Origin of the sequence: Antarctobacter sediminis (assembly GCF_019218285.1) — a bacterium.
In the GTDB taxonomy this organism is placed as follows: Bacteria; Pseudomonadota; Alphaproteobacteria; order Rhodobacterales; family Rhodobacteraceae; genus Antarctobacter; species Antarctobacter sediminis.
Window position 1 is genome coordinate 234,907 of record NZ_JAHUZG010000002.1, and the last position, 24,415, is coordinate 259,321.

Here is a 24,415-nt window from a genome sequence, read left to right on the forward strand (position 1 = left end):
TAACTCGATCACCAAGAATTGCGCAACTTTATGACCGAAAGGCCCTGCCAATGTCCTTCCGTATTCAGCCCGCCGCCCCGGCCCGCCCCAACCGCTGCCAGCTGTTCGGCCCCGGATCGCGCCCGGCGATCTTTGAAAAGATGGCGGCCTCGGCGGCCGATGTGATCAACCTCGACCTCGAGGATTCGGTGGCGCCGTCGGACAAGGACAGCGCACGGGAAAACATCATCAAGGCAATCAGCGAGGTCGACTGGGGCAACAAGACCCTGTCGGTGCGGATCAACGGGCTGGACACGCCCTATTGGTATCGCGACGTGGTCGACCTTTTGGAACAGGCCAGCGAACGGCTGGACCAGATCATGATCCCCAAGGTTGGCTGCGCCGGTGACATCTACGCGGTCGACGCGCTGGTGACGGCGGTGGAACGCGCCAAGGGCCGCAGCAAGCCGATCAAGTTCGAGGTGATCATCGAATCCGCCGCAGGCATCGCCCATGTCGAGGAAATCGCCGCCGCCAGCCCCCGGCTGGAGGCGATGAGCCTTGGCGCGGCAGATTTCGCCGCCTCGATGGGCATGGCGACCACCGGCATCGGCGGCACGCAGGAAAACTATTACATGATCCGCGAAGGCCAAAAGCACTGGTCCGACCCGTGGCACTGGGCGCAGGCCGCCATCGTCGCTGCCTGCCGCACCCACGGCGTTCTGCCGGTTGACGGCCCGTTCGGCGATTTCTCCGATGACGACGGCTTCCGCGCGCAGGCGCTGCGCTCGGCCACGCTGGGCATGGTGGGCAAATGGGCGATCCACCCGAAACAGGTCGCGCTGGCGAACGAGGTTTTCACCCCCTCCGAAGAGGCGGTGAACGAAGCGCGCGAGATCCTTGCCGCCATGGAAGAGGCCAAGGCCAAGGGCGAAGGTGCAACCGTCTACAAGGGGCGCCTTGTGGACATCGCCTCGATCAAACAAGCCGAGGTCATCGTGCGCCAAGCCGAGATGATCGCAAGCAACTAGGCCATTTCGGGCCGGGCGTGCGGCCCGGCCCTAGCCGCCCCGGCGGGTCTTGCCGCCCCGGCGCAAGTCTTTCAGCAAATCGGTCTTGGCGCGGCCCAGCGCCGCGTCGTCCATATCGGAGCGGTTGAGCGCCAGAAGCGCCTCGACCCCGTCCGAGGGTTGCACATTCTGGCGATCGGGCGGCATCAGCCCCACGGTCGATACGCCCAGCCTGTCCAACGCCACCCCCAGCGGCCCCAAGGGGCCATTGGCGCAGGCTTCGAGCGGCGTGGCCGATACCGCGGCCCGCGCGCCGATCCGCGCCGCGACCCTTTCCACCACCGCCGCATGATCCGCAGCACCCTGCATCCGCAGCGAGAAACCGGCCAGATCCTCGGTCAGCCGCTGGCTGCGCAGGATCTGCCAGTAGAGGCTTTTGAGCCACGGCCGGGGCGCGCGCGTGGTAAACCAAAGGGTCATCGACGCCGCTGTCAGGTGATCCGACAGGACATCGACGACATGAGACAGCACCTCTGGCGCGGCGTCGTACCCCGTGACGGATTTGCGCCCGGGCATCAGCCCGCTCAGATGCTCTGACGAGATCAGCAAGGGCCGCGGGTCTTGCGAGTCGATCCCCGAGGCCAAACCGGCCAGCGCCTCGCGAAGCGCGGCCACACGCTTTGGCACAACACCGAGGGACAGGCGTCGCGCGGCGAAATTCACCTGCTCCATGTCATGCGGCAGCAGCAGCCTGACGCGCGATTCCAACACGCGACGCTGGCTGTCTGCGCCCCGTTGCAGGCTGGTGGTTCCGGTCTTGTGAAACCCCGGATGGATGAGCACCCGCATGGCAGCCTTCCTGAAGTTGTTCCCGATCGCGCCCCGATCAGCCCGTAGGACTGGGGCTCAGGCCCTTTCGTCCTTGGGCGAGCCCATGACCACATAAGAGGTCAAGGTGCGCACCATGGGCAAGGCCCCAAGAATATCGGTGTGGAAATGCTTGTAGGCAGCCAGGTCCGACACTTCGACCCGCAGCAAGTATTCCACCGGGCCGGTGATGTTGTGGCATTCGCGGACCTGCGGCGCGGTCGCCATCGCGCGTTCAAAGGCTTCTTGCGCGGGTTTGGTGTGCTGGTTCAACCCGACGGTGATATAGGCGCAAAAGCCGATGCCGGTCTTTTCGGCGCTGACCACGGCGCGGTAGCCGCTGATCACGCCGCTTTTCTCCAGCGCCTGGGTGCGGCGCAGGCAGGCCGAGGGCGACAGCCCCACCCGATCCGCAAGAGCAAGGTTGCTGAGCCTGCCGTCACGGGTGAGTTCACGCAATATCTTTTGGTCAATGACATCCATGGCGCTCATGGATTGCACAATTAGCCCGCGCAGGGTGCATATTGCAATTTAATACCGACAGATTTGCGCAATCATTGCGCCATGACACCTGACCTCCTCCTCGCGCTTGCGCTTTTCGCCGCTGCCACCGTCTTTTCACCGGGGCCGAACAATTTGATGCTGATGACCTCTGGCGCCAATTTCGGCCTGCGGAGGTCGCTGCCGCATCTTGCCGGCGTGGCCTATGGGTTTCCCCTGATGATCTTGCCGGTGGGGCTGGGTGTCATGCAGTTATTCGAGGCATGGCCGCCTGCCTTTACGGTGCTCAAGGCCGTTTCCGTACTCTACCTCCTGTGGCTGGCATGGAAGATCGCGAATCAATCCGCCCCCGGCGAGGCCAGGGCGGACGCCCGCCCCCTCAGCTTTGTGCAGGCGGCAGCCTTTCAATGGGTCAACCCCAAGGCATGGTCGATGGCGCTTGGCGCGATCACGCTATATGCCGCCAGCCGCGATCTTGTGGCCGTGGCATGGGTTTCGGGCACCTATGCGGTGATCGGCACCGGATCGGCCCTGACATGGACCGTGTTGGGCACGGGCCTGCGCCGCTGGCTGACGGTGCCGGGACGGTTGCGGCTGTTCAACTGGACCATGGCCGCCCTGTTGCTGGTTGCGATGGCCCCGGTCTTGCTGGGCTGAAACCCGCGCCGGATATCGCAACCACAGGGCATCCGGGCATGAATACGCGTGCTTTATTGCATCCGACGCGCAGCGAGGTCATATAGCGCTCTGCAAGGAGACCCGGATGACCCATTACCTCGACTTCGAAAAACCTTTGGCCGAAATCGAAGGCAAGGCCGAAGAACTGCGTTCCATGGCCCGCGACAATGAGGAAATGGATGTCACGGCCGAGGCGGCTGCGCTGGATCAGAAGGCAGCGACCCTGCTGAAAGACATGTACTCCAAGCTGACTCCCTGGCGGAAATGTCAGGTCGCACGGCATCCGGAACGTCCGCATTGCAAGGATTACATCGAAGCGCTGTTCACCGAGTTTACGCCACTGGCAGGCGACCGTGGCTTTGCCGACGATGACGCGGTCATGGGCGGGCTGGCCCGGCTTGACGATCGTCCGGTCATGGTGATCGGGCACGAAAAGGGCCACGACACGACCTCGCGCATCCAGCACAACTTTGGCATGGCGCGCCCCGAAGGCTATCGCAAGGCTGTGCGCCTGATGGATATGGCCGACCGTTTCGGCCTGCCCGTTGTGACGCTGATCGACACACCCGGTGCCTACCCCGGCAAAGGTGCCGAGGAACGCGGCCAATCCGAGGCCATCGCCCGGTCGACGGAAAAATGCCTGCAAATCGGCGTGCCTCTTGTCTCTGTCGTGATTGGCGAAGGCGGATCGGGCGGCGCAGTAGCCTTTGCCACCGCAAACCGTGTCGCGATGCTGGAACATGCGGTCTATTCGGTGATCTCGCCCGAAGGCTGCGCCTCGATCCTGTGGAAGGACGCCGACAAGATGCGCGAAGCCGCCGAGGCCCTGCGCCTGACCGCGCAGGACCTGCACCAACTGGGCGTCTGCGACCGTGTCATCCCCGAACCGCTGGGCGGCGCACATCGCGACCCCAAGCTGACGCTGACCGCCGTGCGTGATGCGATCTCGGGCTTGATTTCGGACCTCGACGGGCAATCGCCTGCCGATCTGGTCCGAATGCGGCGCGAAAAGTTCCTGAACATGGGCTCCAAGGGCCTGACCGCCTAAATCGTCGCGCGAAACAAACCCCACGTGGTCGTGACAGCGCGTCAGGGTATTGTCGGGTGACAGACGCGCCTGTCCCGGCAATATCTGGGGCATGGAACTTGTCTTTGCATATGGCGCAGGCCTTCTGACGCTGATCAACCCCTGCGTTGTCCCGGTGCTGCCGATCGTGATCGCCACCGCGTTGCAGGCCAATCGCGCGGGCCCCGTGGTGATGGCCGCAGGCCTCAGCCTGTCATTTGTCGTGCTGGGGGTGGGGGTGACCGCCTTCGGGCACCTTCTGGGCATAGGCGTCGACACGGTCGCCAAGGCTGGTGCGGTGCTGATGGTGCTGTTCGGGCTGGCGCTATTGCTGCCGCGGGCCGCTGGCGTGCTGGAAACGGCGACCGCCGGTCTGGCGGCGCGTGCCGATGCCCGTATGGACGATGTGGACCGCTCGGGCCTGCGCGGTCAGTTCCTTGGCGGCCTGCTGCTTGGCGCGGTCTGGAGCCCCTGCATCGGGCCGACCCTCGGCGGCGCCATTTCATTGGCCAGCCAAGGGCAAAGCCTTGGTTGGGCCACCTTGATCATGTTGTTCTTTGCGCTGGGGGTTTCGACCCTGATCCTTGGGCTTGCCTATGGCACCCGCGGCGCAGTTGGCCGCTATAACAGCCAGTTGCGCGCCCTTGCGCTGCGCGCTCGTCCGATCCTTGGCGCGACTTTCGTGGCCGTGGGGCTCGCGCTGTTCTTCAATGCCCACCACTATATCGAGGCCTGGCTGATCGGCGTTCTGCCCGCTTGGCTGATCGATCTTTCGGTTTCCATCTGACCACCCCTCATCAAAGGAGAGCCCCATGGACCGCCGTACTTTTCTTGCCCTCAGCGCCGGTGCCGCCACTGCCGCCCTGCCCCTGGCCGCAATCGCCGCACCGCTGGCCTACACCCCGGGCCTTGTGACCAAGCACCTGAACAAGGGCGACACGGTCTTTCTGGACTTCAAGGCAAGCTGGTGTACCACCTGCGCTGCACAGGAGCGCGTGCTGAAGGCGCTGAAAGACGCCGATGCCAGCTATGAAGCCAATGTGACCTTTATCGACGTCGATTGGGACGACCCGGCCAGCGCGTCGCTGATCAAGTCGCTGAAGATCCCTCGCCGGTCGACCCTTGTTGTGCTGAAAGGCGACCAGGAACTGGGCCGGATCGTCGCCCAGACCTCGCGCGCGTCGATCAAGGGGTTGATGGACACCGCTTTGGGTGCGGCCACCGCCTGACCCTTGTCAGGTGGCAGTTTCTGCCGCCTGAACCCTGCGCACAGCCAACATCGTCGCAATCGGTCCGATCAATTCGAAAACGACCGTTGTGCCGATGGTCAGCGTCAGAATGGTCTTGCCCAGTTCGGGCAAGGCCGATGCCGCAACCAGCGCCATGCCCACGGCCACACCGGCCTGCGGCAACAAGGCCGGGCCGATCCAGCGGCGCTGGACCGGCGGCAGCCCTGCGGCGCGCCCTCCGATCCATCCCCCTGTCAGGCGCGAAACGATGCGCAGGATGACATAAGCGGCACCGATCCAGCCAAGGGCCGCAAGCGCGTTCAGTTCCATCGCCGCCCCGGCGAGAATGAAGAACAGGATCAGGAAAGGCCTTTCGATCCACTCTATCTCGTGAAAGGCCCGTTCGTGGTGATGCGCGCGATTGGCGATCACGGCCCCTGCCACCATCCCGGCAATCAGAAAGCTGATGTCCAGCCACAACGCCAGCCCGGCGCAGAGAAAGACGAGCCCCAAGGCTTCCAGCTGCGTGGGTTCACCCGGGCTGAGCCGTCCGGTCAGCACCGCCGCAGGCAGCCCCAGTGCCAGCCCCAACAGGGCCGCGCCGCCGACTTCCCAGGCGACCAGCCCAAGGTGATGCAGGTCGAAGCCACCTTGTGTCATGGCCTGCGCAGCCACGATCACAAGTGCAAAGACCAGCATCCCCCAAGCATCGTCGATTGCGACGATGCCGCGGATCAGATCGGCAAAACCACCCTTGGCCCCGGTTTGCCGCAGGGTTTCTTCGGTGGCGGCGGGCGCGGTCGCGGTGGCGATAGCCCCCAGCACCAGCGCCAGCTCCGCAGGCAAGCCAAGGGCGAACAGACCTGCCGACACGGCGAAAACCGTCATCAGAACGATGGTGACGGAAACCAACAGGATCGCGCGGCCATGCGCCGCGACCTTATCGTGCCGAAGCGCGGACCCCAGCAGGAATGCCACCATCGTCAGCGCAAGGATCGAAAGCGGTTCGTACCAGCCCACCGCCGCCTCTGGCAGCAGCGCCAGAACGGACGGTCCCGCCACAACCCCCATCAGCAAAAGCAGCGTCACTCGGGGCACACGGGTCCGCCGCCCCAGCGCATCCGCCGCCAGCCCTGCAAGGAACAGCCCGCCGAGGGCCACGAAAACCTGCGCCATATCCATGGTTCAGCTATGCGCGCCGGAACAGGGTTTGCCCATGCGTCGCGGCGCCGCCGGTGTCAGCCCGCCAGCATCCGCAGGCCCTGCGTCACATCCGACCGCACCGCCAGCCGCAGACCCGGTTCATCCCCGGCCTTGAGCGCGGCGATGATCAGGCGATGGTATTGCGGCGGTTCGCTGCGGCGCAGGCGGCCATAGAGCGCCCGCATGGTCGGCCCAAGTTGCAGCCAGACTGTTTCCGCCATGGCCAGCATCGCGGGGGCCTGCGCCCGCAGGTACAGCGTGCGGTGAAATTCAAGGTTCGTGCGAATATAGCCCACGGAGTCCCGGTTCGAGACCACGTCCGCAATGGTCGCGTTGATCGCCTGCAACCGATCGATCAGCGCGATATGCGCCCGCGGCAACGCGCGCGATGCCAGTTCGACCTCAATCAAGGCCCGCAGCGCGGCCAGTTCCTCGATCCGTTCATTCGACAGCTCGGGCGTGGAAACCCGCCCCGAGGTGGACATGGTCAGCGCCCCCTCCGCCACGAGTCGGTTTATCGCTTCGCGCGCGGGCGTCATCGAGACGTCGAACTCTTTCCCGATCCCGCGCAAGGTCAGCGGCTGACCGGGCGCGATCTGCCCGTGCATGATGCGCGTGCGCAGCCCGCGATAGACGCGGTCATGGGCAGATGCGGCGACTTCGGTGCGGGGAACGGCTTGCATGGCGTGCTTGTGATCACATTTGCCACCAAGGTCAATGGCGCCCCCGTCTTAACCTTTCGGATTGAAACAAGATGAAAAAGATACGGGGCTAATTTATCTACATATTGAACGGTATTCTCACTGTCTGCGAAACCGGACAGCAGGTGCCAGCGAACAGGACCAACCCGAGGACAGGACATGACCCGTATTGCGCCACAGACCGCCTATGCCGTTCTTGGTGTCACGCATGAGGATGATTTTGCGACGGTGCGGCGGGCCTGGATCAGACTGGTCAAGGCCAACCACCCGGACGCACTGGGCGGCGACGTGGAAACCGCCACCCGGCGTCTGGCGCGGATCAACGAAGCCTATGACGCCCTGTGCTGGCACAATCCCGAGAAACTGCGCATCCACAAGGAACGCGCATTGAACAAGCGCCGCGAAGAGATGAAGCGCCAGTTGCGCGCGTCCCGCACCCTGCGCGCGGCACCCCGTCCGGCGCAACCGGACGAAACGCCAAAACAGGTTGCCCCCGCATGGGACGGCAAGGAACGGCGCAAACCACAGCGTATCCAACCCCCGGCCAAGCCATCCCGCAGTGGGGCGGCGATCTGCGCCCAATGCGGCTATCACGAAGGTATTGCCGCCACCGAGCGTGACCCGCGCTTTGCCGGGGTTCAACTGGCGCGCAGCGTCTGACGTCTTAGTCGAACTTGTACCGGTGCAATTCCGCACCGTGGTCCTTCAGCCATTTTCGCGGACTACGCCAATCGCCATAGAGCGCCTCGACCTGCCGCCAGAACGCAGCAGAATGGTCCATGTGCCGCAAATGCGCCACTTCATGCGCGGCAACATAGTCCAGCACTTCCGGATGACCGAGGATCAAACGCCAGGAATACATCAGTCCGCCATCATGGGTGCAGGAGCCCCAGCGCGACCGTGTGTCCCGCAGGGTGAGGCGATTGTACCCTCGCCCCAGACGCGCCGCATATCTGTCCGAAGCCTCGGACAGACGGTCCCGCGCCTGCGTGCGCAACCAACCCTTGAGCCGCGCGGCCACGCGCTCCTCCGGCCCCGGCACATAGATCCCGCCGTCCCCCAGCCGCACTTGCCGCCCGCTCCCGGGGCGCACCTCGCGCAGCACCCCCTCGACCGGGAGCTTGGCGCCCATGGCGACCGTCACCGGGCCGGAAACGCCCGCAAGATGCCCGCGCAGCCAGTTTTCCTTGGACCGCAAGAAGGCCAGCCCCTCGCTTTCGGGTACGGCCTGCGGCAGGGTCAGCGTCACCCGCCCGTCCAGTTGCGAGATCCGCAAGGATAACCGGCGCGCCCGCGCCGACCGTCGCAGGGCAACCGCAATCGGAGGGTTGCCAGCCAAGGTGATCTGCCCCATATGCCCCCTGTCCCGTGACCTGCCGCTAAAACTTTTGACATCCGCCAACTGATATGGCAGGGGGCACGGATTGTCGACAGACACTGAGAGTTGAAGGGGATCACCCATGCCCAAGGAAGAATGGGGCACCAAGCGTGTCTGCCCCACCACCGGCAAGCGTTTCTATGACCTGAACCGCGACCCGATCGTCAGCCCCTATACCGGCGAGGTTGTGAACCTCGACACCGGCAAGCGGAGCATGATCGCAGCCGACAACGAAGATGCGGCCAGCACCAAGGCCAAGCAGTCCGATAATGACGTCGATCTGATCGATGATGACGATGATGTTGATGTCGGTCTCGACGATGACGATGTGCTCGAGGACGAGGACGACGACAACGTTTCGCTGGACGACATTACCGACGTCTCGAACGAAGACGACGATTCCTGATACCTTCTGCAACTTGCGGAAGACAGCAACGCCGGTCGGAGTTTCCGACCGGCGTTTTTCGTTGTCGGGGGCCTTGGCGAACTTGCCGTAAGGGCGCATGAGGAAAATCGTACCGCGCTGTAATTTTCCGCTTGATCCCACCCGTGGCAAGGCGTAATCACCCCCGCACGGCGCCCATGGCGCCACCCAGGGAATGGGGCCTTAGCTCAGCTGGGAGAGCGCTACAATGGCATTGTAGAGGTCAGGGGTTCGATCCCCCTAGGCTCCACCATCCCTCCTCCTCAGACGAAACCATGATATAGTTCACCCCGCTCGGGGACTGATCGTACCGGTTTTCCCCGGTCATATAGCGCCATCGCAAAGGGTCGTCATGGACATCGGACAATTGACCGAACGGCTTATGGGCATGGACGACCGAACCTGGGCCCGCCATGCCAATCCGTGGAGCGGGTGGAGCCGTGTAACCATTCTGCCGCTTCTGGCGTTGACGCTGTGGTTGCGGGCTGGTCTTGGCCTTTGGACATGGGCCGCCCTTCTGGGGCTGGTCCTATGGACATGGCTGAACCCCCGGCTCTTTCCCGAACCACGTCACCTGAACGGCTGGATGTCCCGCGGCGTATTGGGAGAGCGCATCTGGCTTGCCCGCAAGACAACGCCGATTCCCGCACACCACGCGCGTGCAGCCCTGATCCTCAACAGCGTTGCCGCAGCCGGTACAATTCCTCTGGCTCTGGGGCTATGGCGGTATGAGGCGGGACTGGCGCTTGCCGGACTGGCACTGACGATGGGCGGCAAACTCTGGTTCCTTGACCGCATGGTCTGGTTGCTTGCGGACACACAGAACAGCCACCGGTGCTGATCAGCCTCAGACCGAAGCGAAACAGCCCAGCGCTGGCCCGTGCACGCCAATGTCCAGCGGTCCGAAATCGCTGTCGACGCAGAGCGTGAAATACCCCGCGCGCGGAAGGAACAGCACGGAATAGGCCCCGTCTGACCGCGTGACGCTATAGCAGGTCTGTGTCAGACCTCCGCTGAAGTTCACGGTGATCGGACGCGGGCGACGCACCCGCATACTCCGAAACTCTTGCAGCAACATCCTGTCTCCGCGGGTATGCACCGCGAAGGCCTCGACCTCTTCATCCACCAGCCGCGTAACCCGCGCTGGCCAATCCTCTTGCGTCATGCGGTCTAGAGTAAGGCCCGCCGGACAAGGTTCAAGCCCGCGACAAGCAGTACAACCAAGGTGGCGCGCCGAAAGGCTTGCTGGTCAATACGGTCCTGCACCCGTCCGCCCAGCCACATGCCGATCAAGGCAGGCGGCAGCAACAGCAGCGACAACCAGACCGTCCGTCCATTCAGCACCCCCGAGCCAAGGTGCCCGACCGTCAGGGCCACCGCCCCCAGCCCGTAAATCACCCCCTGCACCCGCATCTGCTCTCGTTTTTCGGTGCCCATGGCGGTCAGATAGGCCACGGTCGGCGGCCCCCAGACACCGGACAGCCCACCGATGAACCCTGCAATGCCGCCGATGCCAATCTCCAGCCCGCGATGCCCCTCACCGCCGACGCGCGGCTGCCATCCCGCCAGTTGCAACAGCGCGAACAGCGTGATCGGCCCGCCGATCATCAACAACAGAACCTGCGTTGGCAGGACCGACACCAACTGCGAGGACAAAAGCAACAGGACAAGCAAGGCACCAAGAAACACCCGAAAGCGCATAACCGAATCGAACGCGGCCCGCGGTCCCTGCGCCATGGCTTGAAACCCGTTGGTCGCCAGTGTCGGCAGAATCAGCCCCGCTAGCGCAAGTTCCGGCGAAATCACACTGCCCAATCCCGAGATCAGAACCATCGGCATTGCAAAACCCACCAGCCCCTTGATCACACCGGCAAGCAGCGCAATTCCTACGGCAGACAACAGGATCAGGGGCGGGAGGTCAGCAAGCAATCCAGGCATGATCGCCTCATATCACGCCGTTTGACCGGCGCACGCAAATTTGCGACGCGCAATAAATGAACAACTCCGCCGCACTCAAGGTATTTTTGTTGCGCTGCACCTGCAAAGTAGTTAGGACCATCGGGACAACGGGCGCGGGGCTTTCCCCGCCCACGACAGGTAAAACGATACATTGGCACGGTGGGACCGCCCCGGGCGGCCCGCGCAGCATGAGAGGACCCGGTACATGGCGCATGACGGACAAGACCTGAGCCTTGGCAGCGTGATTCTGCCCGATCTTCTGAAACTCACCGGCGAGGCCGTGGCCCCCGTCGAGTCCATCCTCGAAACCGCACGGGGCCACGTGCGCCAGATGGTTCTGGTGGATGGGCGGGTCTCCGGCGCGCTGATAGAAGAAAACCAGTTTGCCGCCCATGGGCTGGCATGGCTGGCCACCTATGTCGAATCGCTGCGCCAGATGCAGGCCTGGGCCGAAAAGCTGAACGCCGAGGGGAATTTCGGCGAAGTCGAACAGCTGCTGCACCAGATCGCCTTCGGCGAATACCTTTCGCAGATCCATGGCGGCATCCAGATGAACCAGGGCGAAATCGTGCGCCTTGCGGACATGGGCCTGAATCAGGACGAACGCCGCGCCATGCTGACCCCGACGGTCGAACACCTCATGCAGCACGGCAACAATCCCGGCGCGCGCGCACGGCTTGTGACGCTGATGCAGGAACGTCAGGCCGAGGTCACTGTCGGCCGCACCGGCCTTGATGAAGAACTGGAGATGATCCGCGACCAGTTCCGCCGCTACGCGGTAGAAAAGGTCGAACCCTTCGCCCATGAATGGCACCTCAAGGATGAATTGATCCCGATGGAGGTCATCGAGGAACTCTCCGAAATGGGGGTCTTCGGATTGACCATCCCGGAAAACCTCGGCGGGTTTGGCCTGTCCAAGGCCTCGATGTGCGTGGTCTCCGAAGAACTGTCGCGCGGCTACATCGGTGTCGGCAGCCTCGCCACCCGCTCTGAAATCGCCGCCGAACTGATCCTCGCGGGCGGCACAGACGAGCAAAAGGAAAAATGGCTGCCCCGCCTGGCTTCGGGCGAAACCCTGCCCACCGCCGTCTTTACCGAACCGAACACCGGCTCGGATCTGGGCAGCCTGCGTACCCGCGCGGTCAAGGACGAAAACGGCGATTACAAGATCACCGGCAACAAGACATGGATCACCCACGCGGCGCGCACCCATATCATGACACTGCTGGCCCGCACCGATCCGGCGACGGACAACTACAAGGGCCTGTCGATGTTCATCGCCGAAAAGACCCCCGGCACCGATGAAACCCCCTTCCCGACCGAAGGAATGACCGGCGGCGAAATCGAGGTGCTCGGCTATCGCGGCATGAAGGAATATGAACTCGGTTTCGACAATTTCCACGTAAAGGGTGAGAACCTCCTCGGCGGCGAAGAAGGCAACGGTTTCAAACAGCTGATGGAAACCTTCGAATCCGCCCGCATCCAGACAGCGGCCCGCGCCATCGGCGTGGCGCAATCGGCAATGGATGTCGGCATGCAATACGCGATCGACCGCAAACAGTTCGGCAAATCACTGATCGACTTCCCCCGCGTCTCCGGCAAGCTGGCCATGATGGCGGTGGAAATCATGATCGCCCGGCAACTGACCTATTTCTCCGCCCGCGAAAAGGACGACGGCCGCCGCTGCGACCTCGAGGCCGGTATGGCAAAACTGCTTGGCGCCCGAGTGGCCTGGGCCAATGCGGACAACGCGCTCCAGATCCACGGCGGCAACGGCTTTGCCCTCGAATACAGCATCAGCCGCATCCTCTGTGACGCCCGCATCCTGAACATCTTTGAAGGCGCGGCCGAGATTCAGGCGCAGGTCATCGCCCGCCGCCTATTGGGCTGATCCCCTCGATACATTGTACATCAAACGGCCCCCGCGTGGGGCCGTTTTCGGTTGGCCGCAACGCCCCCGTTTCTTCTGTCCCGAAATATCCCGGGGGGAGCGCGCAGCGCGGGGGGCAGAGCCCCCCTTCCCGGTCCGCGTAGACCCCAGGATAATCCCGCCACGGCTTGATCCAGCACAAGGCAGGCACGGGCACAGCGTGCTCATGAGACGCCATAAACATCTCAGGAGACCGATATGTCCTTTACCGAGAAATTCGCCGAGACCCGCAACAACCTGCGCAACCTGCGCAAAGCCATTCCCGACACCTTCGCCGGATTTGTCTCGATGGAAAAGGCGGCCAGCGCCGACGGCGTGCTCAGCCACAAGGAAAAGGAACTGATCGCCCTCGGCATCGCCGTGGCGCTGCGGTGCGAAGACTGCATCACCAGTCATGTCGGGGCCTGTCACCGCGCGGGCGTCACGCGCGAAGAAATGGTCGAAGCCCTGGGAACGGCAATCCAGATGTCCGGCGGTCCGGGCCTGATGTATGCCTCCAAGGCGCTGGCCGCCTTTGACGAGGGTCTGGCGGCCGCCTGAACCACGCCCTGCGTCAGGCTGTCGCGACGGGGTCACATTCAAACTCCGTTATATGATTATCAACTCAACCAACGGATGGACCCGATGATCAGGTATCTTGCTTTCGCCCTCACCCTCACTGCCGTTCCGGCGCTTGCCCAACAGGGCCAGCCCGGCGCACATTTCATTGAAATGTGGGATCTGGACGGCGACGGCAAAGTCACGGTCGAAGAAGCCGCCGCAAGGCGGGCCGATGTCTTTGCCGCTTTCGACAGCAACGAAGACGGCTTCCTCGACGCCGAGGAATACGTGCTGTTCGATGACGCGCGCGAGGCCGACATGGCAGAAAACGGCGGTCACGGCAAAGGCGCGATGATGCGCGCTGCCGATGGCATGCTCTTGGAACGCAACGATGCCGACGAGGACGGCAGGGTCAGCCTTGCCGAATTCGTCGACGGCGCAAAGGCCTGGATCACCCAGATGGACCGCGACGAAGACGGGGCCGTCACCACCGCGGATTTCGGCCGCGGCATGGGTCAAGGTCAGGGCATGGGGAAAGGCAAGACAGGCAACTGAGCTTGCCTGAAAGGATGCGCGGCGGATCGTCCCCCGCCGCGCATCTGATTGGGTTCAGCCGCGCAGCGTACCGCCGGTGGCCTTGGTCACTTTTTCGACGATCTTCGCGGCAACCGCCTCGATGTCTTTTTCCTTCAGCGTCTTGTCCGTCGGTTGCAGACGCACGGTGATGGCCAGAGATTTCTTGCCCTCGCCAAGGCTGCCGCCGATGAATTCGTCAAAGACGCGCACATCCTCGATCAGCGCCTTGTCGGCACCGGCCGCCGCGTTGACCAGTGTCAGCGCCTCGACATCCGCATCGACCACAAAAGCAAAATCACGTTCGACCGACTGAAGATCGTTCAGCACCAGCGCAGGGCGGGTCGCGCCGCTTTTGCGGGGCATCGGCACCTGTTCCGGCCAAATCACAAAGCCCACCGCCGGGCCTTTGACGTCCAGCGCGTCCAGTACCTTGGGATGCAGTTCGCCAAAGACGCCCAGCGTCTTTTTGGGGCCAAGGCACATGCGGCCATGACGGCCCGGGTGCCACCAGCTTTCACCGCCGCGCAGCACCTGCATCTTGGCCGGCGCGCCGATTGCGGCCAGCACGGCCTCGGCGTCGGCCTTGGCGTCATACAGATCCACGGGGCGCGAGGCGCCATGCACGTCCTTGGGTCCGGTGCGGCCAATCAGGACGCCAGCCACCTGAAGATGCTGTTCGCCCGGCTCGCCCCCGTCAAAGACGTGACCAACCTCGAACAGCGCCTGGTCGGCAAACCCGCGCGCCTGATTGCGGGCTGCCGCCTGCAACAGGCCAGGCAGCAATGCCGGCCGCATGTGGCTCATTTCCGAGCTGATCGGATTTGCCAGCATATGCCCATCGTCACCGCCGTCAAACAGCGCCGCCGCGGCCTGATCGATAAAGCTGTAGGTGACGCATTCATTGTAGCCCAGCGCCGCAACCGTCCGCCGCGCCGTGCGCTGGCGCACCTGCATCGGCGACAGGATCGGGCGCGGCACACCGTCGGACAGGCGCGGAAGGGGCTTGCCCTGCAGCTTGGTCAGCGAGGCGATACGCGCCACTTCCTCGACGAGGTCTGCCTCGCCCAGAACGTCGGGGCGCCAACTGGGCACCTGCGCCATGTCGCCGTCCATGACAAAGCCAAGCGCCTCCAGCGTCTGGCGCTGCACGTCGGCGGGGATCTCCATGCCCACCAGCGAAACAACGTGATCCGTGTCCAGCTTGTAAGCGCGGCTGGTGTCCGGCACCTCGCCTGCGAACACGATTTCGGAGGCTTCACCACCGCAAAGATCCAAGATCATCTGCGCCGCATCTTCCATGGCCTGCATGTTGTAGGCCGGGTCGATGCCGCGTTCGTTGCGATAACGCGCGTCCGAGTTGATCTTGAGCGCGCGGCCCGTGTGAGCAATCTGGATACGGTCCCAGACGGCAGCTTCGAGGAAGACATTGGTGGTCTCTTCGGTGCAGCCGGTCGCAAGACCGCCCATGATACCGCCGATGGATTCGATGCCCTCGGCATCCGAGATCACCACCTGACCGTCGGAGAAGCTGTATTCCTTCTCATCCAGCCCCGTCAGTGTCTCACCCGTTTTGGCGCGGTGAATGCGCAGCGCGCCGCCCTTGACCTTGTCCGCGTCAAAGACGTGCAGCGGACGGTTGCGATCAAAGGTGAAGAAGTTGGTCACATCGACCAGCGCCGAGATGGGGCGCAAACCGATGGCCTTTAGACGGTCCTGCAACCACTGCGGGCTGGGTCCGTTCTTGACGCCTCGGATCAGGCGTCCGGCAAAGATATGACAGCCACCCTCACCTGCTGTATCCGCGTCGATCGTAACGCCGATGGGACAGGGGAACTGTCCGGCGACCTTTTCCTGTTTCAGCGGCTTCAGCGTGCCCAGACCGCGCGCGGCCAGATCGCGGGCGATGCCATGCACGCCCAGCGCATCCTGCCGGTTCGGCGTGATCGCGATTTCGATCACCGGGTCGACCTTGGCCGGATCGTTCTGCGCCAGCCAGTCGGTGAACTTTTGCCCGACCTCGCCCGAGGCAAGCTCGATGATGCCGTTGTGTTCGTCCGAAAGCTCGAGCTCGCGCTCCGAGGCCATCATGCCGTGGCTCTCGACGCCCCGAATGTTGCCCACCGACAGCGTCACGTCGATGCCCGGCACGTAGTCGCCCGGCTTGGCCAGAACCACGGTGATCCCTGCCCGCGCGTTCGGCGCGCCGCAGACGATCTGCTTTTCGCCCTCGTCGGTCATCACCTTGCAGACCCGCAGGCGGTCCGCATCAGGGTGCTGTTCCGCTTCCAGCACCTTGGCAATGGTAAAGGGGGCCAGCGATTTTGCCGGATCGACAACCTCTTCGACCTCAAGGCCGAGATCGGTGAGCGCCTCGGCGATCTCGTCGACCGTGGCCTGTGTATCCAGGTGCTCCTTGAGCCAGGAGAAGGTGAATTTCATCGCGTCGTGCCCCGTCTATCCGTCACGTCGCGCCGTCCTTAGCGGATCGACCGGGGGGTGAAAAGAGGCCTCGCCGCGACATCTGGATCGCGGCCCGCGATCAGGCGGCCTGTGCGCCGGACTTGCGGGCCCGAACATGGGCCAGCCAGTTGCACAGTTCCATGGCGCGCACCGGCAGATCAAGATCCCCCGGCGCAGCGCCAAGCCGCGCTGCGGCATCGGGATCGGACTCTGCGTTGTCCATGTCTTCCGCCAGTTGTGCGTCGCCGTCGCGGCGGCGCAGGGCATCGGCAATCAGCGGCGGTGCGATCTCGGGGTGGTACTGTGTACCCCAGAAATCCACCCCGCCCTTGGACACGGTAAAGGCCTGTACCGGGCTGTGATCATTCGTCGCCAACAGGACTGCATCCGCGGGCAGCGCCTGCACCTCGTCGCGGTGGATGGTGCAGGCGGTAAAGACCGGCTTGCGGCCCGCCATCATCGGGTGCCCCTGCCCCGCCTCTGTCAAGGTCAGCGCCCGGCCCAACCCGATCTCGACGCCCTTGGGCGAGGCACCGACCTTGCCGCCCAGCACCACGCCAGCCAGTTGCATTCCATTGCACGACCCCCAGACCGGCAGGCCAAGGGCAAAGACCTGCTCCATCGCCCTGCGGTGCGGCTCAGCCTCGGGCGCATCGGCTGCATAGACCGTGGATGACCCAGTAAAGACCACGCCGTCCACGAACTCCAGCGCGTCATCGGTCAGCGGTTCGTGGTTGGGGTTCAGCACATCCAGATCGACCGAGGGGTCCAGCGCGCGGAAGACCTGCGAAAAGACCTGCGCATAGTCGGGCGAACCGGCCGCGATCACTTCAAGCGGGTTACCGTTCAGGATCAGCAGTCTGGACATGTGTCACCTCTTACGCTGCGGGAATAATCAAGGCCTAGCGCGGCGGGGGCCTGCGGGCCGCACCGTCCGCGGCACCGAAGGGTCAGCCAGCGACATGGATCATTCCCGGAACCTGTCAGCCAGATCCTGCTCGCGCCCCATGGCGGCAAGTTTCAGTTCACGGACAAGCCGCAACGTCGGCTTGACGGCGAAAAAGACCGATCCGACCACAAAAAGCCAGATCGCCGGGGTTTCCCATGCTGGCCAGAAGAAGAGAATCGATCCGGCCAGAAAGCTGAACGCCGCCAGAAAATCCACAATCGTATGGGCCAGTTCAAAGGCCGCGAATACGCGCCGCGTTTCGGCATTGCGCTCGCGGTTTTCGTGCGAAAACAAAGACATGATTCAGATCAGCGCGCCTCGGCCCGGATCGAATGGGCAAGCGGCCCGAAACAATCGCCCAAGGTCAGCGTGAAAGAGGTCGGAAACGACGGCCGGTCAAAGCTGATCAACGCCTGCCCCCATTGATGCCCCGACTGGGCCCCAAGGGTCATCGAGCTCAGGCAATCGCCCGCGCCTTCTCCCATCCAAAACCCATCATGAACGCTGCGATTGTCATAGTTCCCGGCCAGTCCGGGGACCACGACAATGGCCCGATAGCCGTCGACATTGGTAAAGGACAGGATCGCCGCCCCCTGCGTGTCGGTTTCATAGATGATGTCGCCCATGTCGCTGGTCCAGACCTCATCGGCAAGGGCAGGCGCGGCAAGAAAGCTGGCAAGGGTCAGGGCGCGGAACATGGCTGGTCTCCGGTTTTGGAAGATGCATAAGTGTGCCATGCGGATATGCGTCCGCATAGCCCCGGTCATCAGGTTCCGTTGACACAGTGATCGGCAGCAAAGCGCAGATTGACCCGGCTGTCGGCAAGGCTGGTCTTGGCCCACATATCCTCGTAGGGCGGTTTGACCTTGATGGTCCATTCCAGACGGTCGGCCTTGGTCAGCAAGGCATCTGTGTAGACTTCCGGCACCTCGAACAGAATCTCAGAGGCCTGCCGGTCGACCTGTACGACGTCCACGGGGGAAGGCCCGACCGAAAACACATCGGTCGAGATCGTGACCTCGCGCACCGCACCGCCGATGATCTTTGCCGGGCCGTGGATTTCAAGGCTGAGGAACAGGCTCCCCGGGTGTTCCGTGTCGCAAAACAGGTTCATTTCAAATTCGCGCTCCGCATCCGTTCCGACGCGGACAAAGGCCTCGTACCCGTCCTTCCGAAGGTCCAGCCGCCACAGTTCCTGCGCCGCCGGTGTCTTGCCCGTCAGTTGCCGGATTGCGCGCGGCTCGCTCTTGGCGAATCCGACCTCATCTGTGCCCGGGTAGCGGGTCAGCCCCCAGCCGTCGCTGTCCTGCCGTGAAAACCAGAGCAATTCATCCGGGGGCGTATAGGTAACGAAGGCAGCAACGCTGCCGTGCGAAACGCCATGTGCGATTGCATGTTGGGCGAGGATTTCGTTGCACTCGGGAACCGGCTGACCGTCCTTGGAACAGGAATGCTGCCCAAGGGAGCCGAAATGTTCGACCGTTTTGATCTGACCGCCAATGAAGACCAGCGAAGCACAGGCCGAAGCGCAGCGTGCCCCATCGGGAATGACGGTATGGAAGGGTGTGGTATCAAAGAACTCTGAGATCCGCATCGCTTCGCCCACGGAACCGCCTGGGCTGTCCAGCAGCAGGACGGGTAGACCATGCGGAAAGGTCTCGGCCTTGTCGACCACCGCTTGCAGTTTGGCCAGATCGCCGTTTTCAATGATCCCGGTCATGCGCAGCACGGTCTTGCCGCGCCATTGCTCGGGGGTGAATTCAACCGCTTGAACCGGCAGGGCAATGAGCATGGCAAAAAGCGAGAAAACAAATCGCACGAAAAACGCCTCCAGATTGAATCTGGAGGTAGCCTAGCAACCACACATGCGGCACGACAAGCATGCCCTTCCTATTGGATCAAACTGGCGTCCGGCCTCGACCGGACGCGTCAGCGGCGTTTAGCGCGACAGACCCGCAAAGGTTGTCGGCTGATCCAGCGAGGCAAAGCCGTAGTGGCGCAGCCACCGCAGGTCGCTGTCAAAGAAGGCGCGCAGGTCGGGGATGCCGTATTTCAGCATGGCAATCCGGTCGATCCCAACGCCAAAGGCAAAGCCCTGCCACTGGGTCGGATCGATGCCTGCGTTTTGCAGCACTTTGGGATGAACCATGCCCGACCCGAGGATTTCGAGCCAATCATTGCCCTCACCCACTTTCAGCACGCCACCCTCCCAGGAACACTGGATATCGACTTCGGCCGACGGTTCGGTGAAGGGAAAATGCGAGGCGCGGAAGCGCAGCTCGACGTTGTCGACCTCGAAGAACGCCTTTACGAATTCTTCGAGCACCCATTTCAGGTTCGCCATCGAAATATTCTTGTCGATGGCCAGCCCTTCGAACTGGTGGAACATCGGCGTGTGGGTCTGGTCATAGTCGGCGCGATATACACGGCCCGGGCAAATGATGCGGCACGGGGCGCCATGCGCCTCCATGTGGCGGATCTGGACGGGCGAGGTGTGGGTACGCAGCACGTGCGGCGGGCGATTGTCGCCCTCGGCGCGGTGCATGTAGAACGTATCCATCTCGGCGCGGGCCGGGTGGTGGCTGGGGATGTTAAGTGCGTCGAAGTTGTACCAGTCGCTGTCGATCTGCGGGCCCTCGGCCACGGCAAAGCCCAGATCCGCAAAGATCGCCGTGATCTCGTCCATGACCTGGCTGACTGGGTGAATCGTGCCTCGGCGCGTCGGGCGGCCCGGCAATGTCACGTCCAGCCATTCCGAGCGCAGCCGCTCTTCCAGCGCAACATCCGCCAAAGCGGCCTTCTTGGCGGCGAGGGCGCTGTTGATCTCGTCCTTGAGCTTGTTCAGCGCGGGGCCGGCCACCTGACGCTCTTCCGGGCTCATCTTGCCCAGTTCGCGCATCTTGAGACTGATCTCGCCCTTTTTGCCTACCGCGGCCACCCGCAGGTCTTCCAGCGCGGCTTCGTCGCCGGCGTTGGCAATCAGGTCGATGTATTTCTGGCGCAGATCTTCCATGTCCGGTCCCTCAGGCTTGCCCGCGTGGGGTTAGCCTTGCCTCGCCCGGTTTGCAACCGTCTGATTGGGTCGCCTCAGGGTGCCCCGTAGCTGCGCACATCCGCCAAAAGCCGCGTCACTTCGGGATCGTCGATGTCGAATTCCGCCAGATGCGTGGCAAGGCTCTCAAGGTAATCGCGGCTGGTGCCAAGGTGGCCCACCCCGGTCGCGATCAGTTGCACCTGTTCCTCATGGGTCAGATCGCCCCGGATCGAAGGCCTGTCGTGGTTGGCCATGAAAGTCAGCGCCTCGATGGGGCCAAAGTCGGTTTGGACCTCGATGAAATGGCTGAGATAGGCATGGGCGATCCGTTCGCGGCTCCACAGGCTGAAAGTCTCGGACTCCAGCCGCGCCGCCGGGATGCGGAACACAAGCCCGTGACAGCCTTCGCCCGCATCCAGCGCCGCCATCAGCCCCGGCGCATCCTGTGTTCCCCGCGCCCCGTTGACATCATAAAGGATAAAGCGCCGCGCCGCCTCTCGCGCAAAGGCGCGCCGCACCTCGGCAAAGCGGATTCCCGGATCCCACATCAGCGACCCGTAGCCAAAGACCCACAAATCCCGCCCCCACCGTTCCGCCATTGTGGCGGCCCGGTCCGCGTCGCGTTCATCGTCGTCCATGATCCAGTCATCTGACAGGCCATTTTCCCGCGCCATGGCTCTCACCCGGTCCGGGTGCATATCCAGAAAGAAGGACTCTGCCGGAGGTTTGACCAGCGGGCGCAGCTTTGGATGGTGGCGAAAGGGATCAATTTCACACAAGGGCGCAGACCTTTCAGGCAGGGCTGGATCAGCTTGGCCGCAAGACATTGAGAAAGAAAGTGCAAAGGAACGCCTTTCCGCCTGTCTGTGCGCCTTTGACCTTCCTCAAGGCTGGAACCGCACCGCGCAGCTAACGTTGGGCGCTAGGGAAACAAGGGGGGCGGGGCTACCCCGGCCATGGGATGAAAACACTCTGGTTTCGGCTTTTGGCATATGTTGGTGCCGGAATGGGGTTAGGTGGTGGGGCGTGGCTGACCGCTGTCGGAATACCCCTGATTTTTGCCGCATCCTCGGCCCTTGCGGGGCTGGGTTTGATGCTATGGGCAATGCTCCGCGCCCATGATGCCCCTTTGATCGAACCGCCCGAAGGGATGCGCGCAATCACGCTACGCATCACCCCCGGAACCGCATTGATCGGCATGGACATCGTCGCGCTGATCGCCTCGGCGCTGACCTGCTTCTTTGCCCTCGACGGATTCGGGCCAAGGCTCGCCGGGTTTCCGCCCTTGGTGACTGATCCGCTGGCTGCCGACGTCATTGCCGTGCTGTTTCTGCCCTCAGCGCTCGTGTTGGCGGGTTTTGTCACGTCAACCGGGGAACAGCGGCTGTCACTTGGCCCGGATGGCTTGTTTCTGAGTTCGCCGTTCGGCGGTCGCTCTGCGCGCTGGCCAGAGATCACCTCGCTCGGCTGGCGGGACGAATACGTGGTGGTTTCCCGTGTCGGCCTGCCGATCCGGCGCAGGTTGCGGACCAACCTTGCAATCGAAACCGCGGACGGATGTCGGCTTACGGTTTACGAACCCGCCACGGGGAGCGGGCGGCGCCACCTGTTGGACGGGTTGAAACGGTTTGCCCCGGCGCATTTGACGGCGAACCTGACCGCGGCGGCCTAACACCACCGCCTCCCTTACCCGCAAACGAAAAAGGCCGCCGGGGATCCGGCGGCCTTTGGATTGGATGCGTTGTCTGCGGCTTATGCCGGCAGAGCGCCTTTCGCCTGATCGACGATGGCAGCAAAAGCTTCGGGCTCATGCACGGCCAGATCGGCCAGAACCTTACGGTCCACTTCGATACCGGCCAGCGTCAGGCCGTTGATGAAGCGCGAGTAGGTCAGCGATTCGTCATGTGCGCGGACAGCGGCGTTGATCCGCTGGATCCACAGCGCGCGGAAGTTGCGCTTGCGGTTCTTGCGGTCGCGGGTCGCGTACTGGTTGGCCTTGTCGACTGCCTGCGCCGCCACCTTGAAGGTGTTCTTGCGGCGACCGTAGTAACCTTTGGCCTGGTTCGTGATCTTCTTGTGACGCGCGTGGGTGACGGTTCCGCCTTTGGTACGGGGCATCTCTATATACTCCTATCAGCGGTCGTAGGGCATGAACTGCTTGACGATCTTCGCGTCAGGCTTGCTCATGACAGTGGTGCCGCGTGCGTCGCGGATGAATTTCTTGGTGCGCTTGATCATGCCGTGGCGCTTACCCGCCTGGGCCGTGATCACCTTGCCTTTGGCGCTCACCTTGAAGCGCTTTTTCGCGCTCGACTTGGTCTTCATCTTGGGCATTTTGCTCTCCGTTATTTGGCGCGACTCGGCATGCCACTCGTGGCCGGCCGCGCGGGTGAGCGCGCCGTATAGGAGCCATAAGCACATTTGGCAAGCATTTCCTGCGCAGAGGGCATCGAAAGCACCAATTGGCGGGGCCGAACCTGCGCCGGGTGTCCTTGCCCGTCGGGGGCACCCTCTCTATCCTTGCCGGACTGCCTTCAGGACATAAACAACCGCAAAGCCGCTGCCACACCACATGCCCAATCTGCCCGAGAAAGACCAGCACCCGCGCCCCGAGATCGCCGACATCCGCAAGGCCCAGACGTGGTTCCTTGGGATCATCGCCTTTGCGGTGATCCTCTTCCTGCTGGTGCAGGCAAAGTTCCTGCTGATTTCGCTGGCCATCGCGATCATGCTGTTTTCGCTGACCTCGGACGCGATCAACTATTTCCAGCGTCTGCGGATCGGAAGCGCCCGGGTCTCGATCTGGATCGCCTCGATCCTTGCCGTCATGCTGATCGCGACCATCCTGATCTCGGCGTCGCTGATCATCATCGCGCAGGCGAACACGGTTGTCGTGACCACGCTGCAATATACCGGTCCTGTACAACAGACGGTGGCCGATCTGGTTGGCTGGATGGGCGAGGACGTGGAAACCGCCGTGCTGGACTGGATGCAGAGCATACAATTCGGCCCCTACCTGTCCTCGCTCGCCGGTCAGGCCGGAAACATCGTGTCGGGTGCGGTGCTGGTTACGCTGTTCGTCGGCTTCATGTTCCTTGAGCGGCTGTGGTTCTCGACCAAACTGGTCAGTCTCATGGGGGACGAACACAGTGCCCGGCAGGCCGAGCGCATCATCTCTTCGATCATTCACCGGGTGAACCGTTACCTCGTGGTCAAACTTGTCATCAGCACGGTAACCGGTGCGCTGGTCTACGCGGTCATGACCGCCTTTTCGCTGGATCTTGCGATGCCGATGGCTGTGCTGACCTTCGTGCTGAATTTCATCCCCAACATCGGCTCCATCGTGGCCACGGTGATCGTGGCGCTGGTCAGCTACGTTCAGACGGGCGATGCGTTTACCGGTGTAATCATCTTGTCCATCGTCACCGTGATCCAGTTTTCCGTTGGTCAGGTGCTGGACCCGCTGTTGCTGGGCAAGACGCTGCGGTTGTCGTCCTTTGGCATCATTGCCAGTCTCGCCTTCTGGGCAGCGGTCTGGGGGATTGTCGGAATGTTCCTTGCCGTGCCGATCATGGTGTCGATCATGATCATCTGCTCGCATATACCGCAGGTGCGCCCGGTTGCGGTTCTGTTGTCGCGCGAAGGGCTGCCTGACCTCGAACTGGACGGCGACCCTGACCGCGACTGAGGGCACGGCGTGATCAGGGCAGCATTTGCCCGATCACGGAATAGATGACGTCGGGGATGTCGGCCGGGCGATAGCCGCCCGGTTTTTCGCGGAAGGCCCAGACAACCAGCCCGCCGCCCGCCAACAAGACAAGCGCCCCCACACGAGGCGCGCGATTGTCGGCCCATGCGGATACGATCGACGGCAGGGACAGCACCAACAGCCCCATGCCGGTCACCAGCATCACGTCAGGTTCCATGTCCC

Annotated in this window: 30 protein-coding genes and 1 tRNA gene; 14 read left to right on the forward strand and 17 right to left on the reverse strand. The window is 63.1% G+C overall.

Annotation, left to right across the window (positions count from 1 at the left end):
* Positions 1 to 50: 50 nt before the first annotated feature.
* Positions 51 to 1,010, forward strand: coding sequence for an HpcH/HpaI aldolase/citrate lyase family protein (locus KJP30_RS08830; protein WP_218448673.1), 960 nt, complete (start codon positions 51 to 53; stop codon positions 1,008 to 1,010).
* A gap of 30 nt (positions 1,011 to 1,040) precedes the next feature.
* On the opposite strand, the gene KJP30_RS08835 is transcribed toward KJP30_RS08830, so the two are convergent.
* Both KJP30_RS08835 and KJP30_RS08840 read right to left on the reverse strand, forming a co-directional pair.
* Positions 1,041 to 1,838 carry a hypothetical protein gene (locus tag KJP30_RS08835; protein ID WP_218448674.1) on the reverse strand — a complete coding sequence of 266 codons (798 nt, stop codon included), beginning with the start codon at positions 1,836 to 1,838 and terminating at the stop codon, positions 1,041 to 1,043.
* Positions 1,839 to 1,895: 57 nt separating this feature from the next.
* Positions 1,896 to 2,348 carry an Lrp/AsnC family transcriptional regulator gene (locus tag KJP30_RS08840; protein WP_218448675.1) on the reverse strand — a complete coding sequence of 151 codons (453 nt, stop codon included), beginning with the start codon at positions 2,346 to 2,348 and terminating at the stop codon, positions 1,896 to 1,898.
* 72 nt (positions 2,349 to 2,420) lie between these two features.
* Here KJP30_RS08840 and KJP30_RS08845 point away from each other — a divergent pair, with 72 nt between their 5' ends.
* The 4 genes from KJP30_RS08845 (at position 2,421) to KJP30_RS08860 (ending at position 5,330) form a co-directional block, all read left to right on the forward strand.
* The gene (locus KJP30_RS08845) at positions 2,421 to 3,014 is read left to right on the forward strand and encodes a LysE family translocator (protein WP_218448676.1); all 594 of its coding nucleotides are present in this window, start codon (positions 2,421 to 2,423) and stop codon (positions 3,012 to 3,014) included.
* Between the two features lie 106 nt (positions 3,015 to 3,120).
* A complete protein-coding gene (locus KJP30_RS08850; protein ID WP_218448677.1) occupies positions 3,121 to 4,083 on the forward strand; it encodes an acetyl-CoA carboxylase carboxyltransferase subunit alpha in 963 nt (320 codons plus the stop codon).
* Between the two features lie 91 nt (positions 4,084 to 4,174).
* Complete coding sequence (locus KJP30_RS08855) at positions 4,175 to 4,888, forward strand: cytochrome c biogenesis CcdA family protein (protein WP_218448678.1); 714 nt, start codon at positions 4,175 to 4,177, stop codon at positions 4,886 to 4,888.
* Positions 4,889 to 4,913: 25 nt separating this feature from the next.
* Positions 4,914 to 5,330, forward strand: coding sequence for a thioredoxin family protein (locus KJP30_RS08860; protein WP_218448679.1), 417 nt, complete (start codon positions 4,914 to 4,916; stop codon positions 5,328 to 5,330).
* A 6-nt stretch (positions 5,331 to 5,336) separates the two neighbouring features.
* Here the strand turns inward: KJP30_RS08860 and KJP30_RS08865 are convergent, their stop codons facing one another.
* Complete coding sequence (locus KJP30_RS08865; protein WP_218448680.1) at positions 5,337 to 6,512, reverse strand: cation:proton antiporter; 1,176 nt, start codon at positions 6,510 to 6,512, stop codon at positions 5,337 to 5,339.
* Between the two features lie 56 nt (positions 6,513 to 6,568).
* Complete coding sequence (locus tag KJP30_RS08870) at positions 6,569 to 7,216, reverse strand: GntR family transcriptional regulator (protein WP_218448681.1); 648 nt, start codon at positions 7,214 to 7,216, stop codon at positions 6,569 to 6,571.
* Between the two features lie 177 nt (positions 7,217 to 7,393).
* On the opposite strand from KJP30_RS08870, the gene KJP30_RS08875 reads away from it, so the two are divergent.
* Positions 7,394 to 7,894, forward strand: coding sequence for a J domain-containing protein (locus tag KJP30_RS08875; protein WP_218448682.1), 501 nt, complete (start codon positions 7,394 to 7,396; stop codon positions 7,892 to 7,894).
* Between the two features lie 4 nt (positions 7,895 to 7,898).
* Here the strand turns inward: KJP30_RS08875 and KJP30_RS08880 are convergent, their stop codons facing one another.
* Positions 7,899 to 8,588 (reverse strand): M48 family metallopeptidase, encoded by a 690-nt coding sequence (locus tag KJP30_RS08880; protein WP_218448683.1) that lies wholly within the window; start codon positions 8,586 to 8,588, stop codon positions 7,899 to 7,901.
* Between the two features lie 106 nt (positions 8,589 to 8,694).
* Here KJP30_RS08880 and KJP30_RS08885 point away from each other — a divergent pair, with 106 nt between their 5' ends.
* The 3 genes from KJP30_RS08885 to KJP30_RS08895 all read left to right on the forward strand — a co-directional run bounded on the left by KJP30_RS08885 (position 8,695) and on the right by KJP30_RS08895 (position 9,877).
* Positions 8,695 to 9,018: a TIGR02300 family protein gene (locus KJP30_RS08885; protein WP_218448684.1), complete on the forward strand. Its 324-nt coding sequence runs from the start codon at positions 8,695 to 8,697 to the stop codon at positions 9,016 to 9,018.
* Between the two features lie 195 nt (positions 9,019 to 9,213).
* Positions 9,214 to 9,289 (forward strand) — tRNA-Ala (locus KJP30_RS08890).
* A 99-nt stretch (positions 9,290 to 9,388) separates the two neighbouring features.
* On the forward strand, positions 9,389 to 9,877 hold the full coding sequence (locus KJP30_RS08895) for a DUF6653 family protein (protein ID WP_246594451.1): 489 nt from the start codon (positions 9,389 to 9,391) through the stop codon (positions 9,875 to 9,877).
* Between the two features lie 6 nt (positions 9,878 to 9,883).
* Here KJP30_RS08895 and KJP30_RS08900 read toward each other — a convergent pair whose 3' ends face one another.
* A complete protein-coding gene (locus tag KJP30_RS08900; protein WP_218448685.1) occupies positions 9,884 to 10,201 on the reverse strand; it encodes a hypothetical protein in 318 nt (105 codons plus the stop codon).
* A 5-nt stretch (positions 10,202 to 10,206) separates the two neighbouring features.
* A complete protein-coding gene (locus KJP30_RS08905) occupies positions 10,207 to 10,974 on the reverse strand; it encodes a sulfite exporter TauE/SafE family protein (RefSeq protein ID WP_218448686.1) in 768 nt (255 codons plus the stop codon).
* 226 nt (positions 10,975 to 11,200) lie between these two features.
* On the opposite strand from KJP30_RS08905, the gene KJP30_RS08910 reads away from it, so the two are divergent.
* The 3 genes from KJP30_RS08910 (at position 11,201) to KJP30_RS08920 (ending at position 14,020) form a co-directional block, all read left to right on the forward strand.
* Positions 11,201 to 12,886 (forward strand): acyl-CoA dehydrogenase family protein, encoded by a 1,686-nt coding sequence (locus tag KJP30_RS08910; RefSeq protein WP_218448687.1) that lies wholly within the window; start codon positions 11,201 to 11,203, stop codon positions 12,884 to 12,886.
* Positions 12,887 to 13,123: 237 nt separating this feature from the next.
* On the forward strand, positions 13,124 to 13,465 hold the full coding sequence (locus tag KJP30_RS08915; RefSeq protein ID WP_218448688.1) for a carboxymuconolactone decarboxylase family protein: 342 nt from the start codon (positions 13,124 to 13,126) through the stop codon (positions 13,463 to 13,465).
* An 84-nt stretch (positions 13,466 to 13,549) separates the two neighbouring features.
* Entirely contained in the window at positions 13,550 to 14,020 is a 471-nt protein-coding gene (locus tag KJP30_RS08920; protein WP_218448689.1) for an EF-hand domain-containing protein, read from the forward strand.
* 54 nt (positions 14,021 to 14,074) lie between these two features.
* Here KJP30_RS08920 and pheT read toward each other — a convergent pair whose 3' ends face one another.
* The 7 genes from pheT to KJP30_RS08955 all read right to left on the reverse strand — a co-directional run bounded on the left by pheT (position 14,075) and on the right by KJP30_RS08955 (position 21,263).
* The gene (pheT, locus tag KJP30_RS08925) at positions 14,075 to 16,480 is read right to left on the reverse strand and encodes a phenylalanine--tRNA ligase subunit beta (protein WP_218448690.1); all 2,406 of its coding nucleotides are present in this window, start codon (positions 16,478 to 16,480) and stop codon (positions 14,075 to 14,077) included.
* 100 nt (positions 16,481 to 16,580) lie between these two features.
* A complete protein-coding gene (locus KJP30_RS08930; RefSeq protein ID WP_218448691.1) occupies positions 16,581 to 17,369 on the reverse strand; it encodes a type 1 glutamine amidotransferase in 789 nt (262 codons plus the stop codon).
* A gap of 99 nt (positions 17,370 to 17,468) precedes the next feature.
* Positions 17,469 to 17,750, reverse strand: a complete 282-nt coding sequence (locus KJP30_RS08935) for a YrhK family protein (protein ID WP_218448692.1) — start codon at positions 17,748 to 17,750, stop codon at positions 17,469 to 17,471.
* Between the two features lie 8 nt (positions 17,751 to 17,758).
* The gene (locus KJP30_RS08940) at positions 17,759 to 18,148 is read right to left on the reverse strand and encodes a hypothetical protein (protein ID WP_218448693.1); all 390 of its coding nucleotides are present in this window, start codon (positions 18,146 to 18,148) and stop codon (positions 17,759 to 17,761) included.
* Between the two features lie 68 nt (positions 18,149 to 18,216).
* Positions 18,217 to 19,269 (reverse strand): hypothetical protein, encoded by a 1,053-nt coding sequence (locus KJP30_RS08945; RefSeq protein ID WP_218448694.1) that lies wholly within the window; start codon positions 19,267 to 19,269, stop codon positions 18,217 to 18,219.
* A 120-nt stretch (positions 19,270 to 19,389) separates the two neighbouring features.
* A complete protein-coding gene (gene pheS, locus KJP30_RS08950; RefSeq protein ID WP_218448695.1) occupies positions 19,390 to 20,463 on the reverse strand; it encodes a phenylalanine--tRNA ligase subunit alpha in 1,074 nt (357 codons plus the stop codon).
* 74 nt (positions 20,464 to 20,537) lie between these two features.
* The gene (locus KJP30_RS08955; RefSeq protein ID WP_218448696.1) at positions 20,538 to 21,263 is read right to left on the reverse strand and encodes a gamma-glutamylcyclotransferase; all 726 of its coding nucleotides are present in this window, start codon (positions 21,261 to 21,263) and stop codon (positions 20,538 to 20,540) included.
* 314 nt (positions 21,264 to 21,577) lie between these two features.
* Between KJP30_RS08955 and KJP30_RS08960 the strand changes: the two genes are divergently transcribed.
* Positions 21,578 to 22,156 carry a hypothetical protein gene (locus tag KJP30_RS08960; protein ID WP_218448697.1) on the forward strand — a complete coding sequence of 193 codons (579 nt, stop codon included), beginning with the start codon at positions 21,578 to 21,580 and terminating at the stop codon, positions 22,154 to 22,156.
* Positions 22,157 to 22,236: 80 nt separating this feature from the next.
* Here the strand turns inward: KJP30_RS08960 and rplT are convergent, their stop codons facing one another.
* Both rplT and rpmI read right to left on the reverse strand, forming a co-directional pair.
* Entirely contained in the window at positions 22,237 to 22,602 is a 366-nt protein-coding gene (gene rplT / locus KJP30_RS08965; protein WP_218448698.1) for a 50S ribosomal protein L20, read from the reverse strand.
* 15 nt (positions 22,603 to 22,617) lie between these two features.
* Positions 22,618 to 22,818: a 50S ribosomal protein L35 gene (rpmI, locus tag KJP30_RS08970; protein WP_218448699.1), complete on the reverse strand. Its 201-nt coding sequence runs from the start codon at positions 22,816 to 22,818 to the stop codon at positions 22,618 to 22,620.
* A gap of 238 nt (positions 22,819 to 23,056) precedes the next feature.
* On the opposite strand from rpmI, the gene KJP30_RS08975 reads away from it, so the two are divergent.
* On the forward strand, positions 23,057 to 24,172 hold the full coding sequence (locus tag KJP30_RS08975; RefSeq protein ID WP_218448700.1) for an AI-2E family transporter: 1,116 nt from the start codon (positions 23,057 to 23,059) through the stop codon (positions 24,170 to 24,172).
* Positions 24,173 to 24,185: 13 nt separating this feature from the next.
* On the opposite strand, the gene KJP30_RS08980 is transcribed toward KJP30_RS08975, so the two are convergent.
* On the reverse strand, positions 24,186 to 24,410 hold the full coding sequence (locus KJP30_RS08980) for a hypothetical protein (RefSeq protein ID WP_218448701.1): 225 nt from the start codon (positions 24,408 to 24,410) through the stop codon (positions 24,186 to 24,188).
* Positions 24,411 to 24,415: the final 5 nt, after the last annotated feature.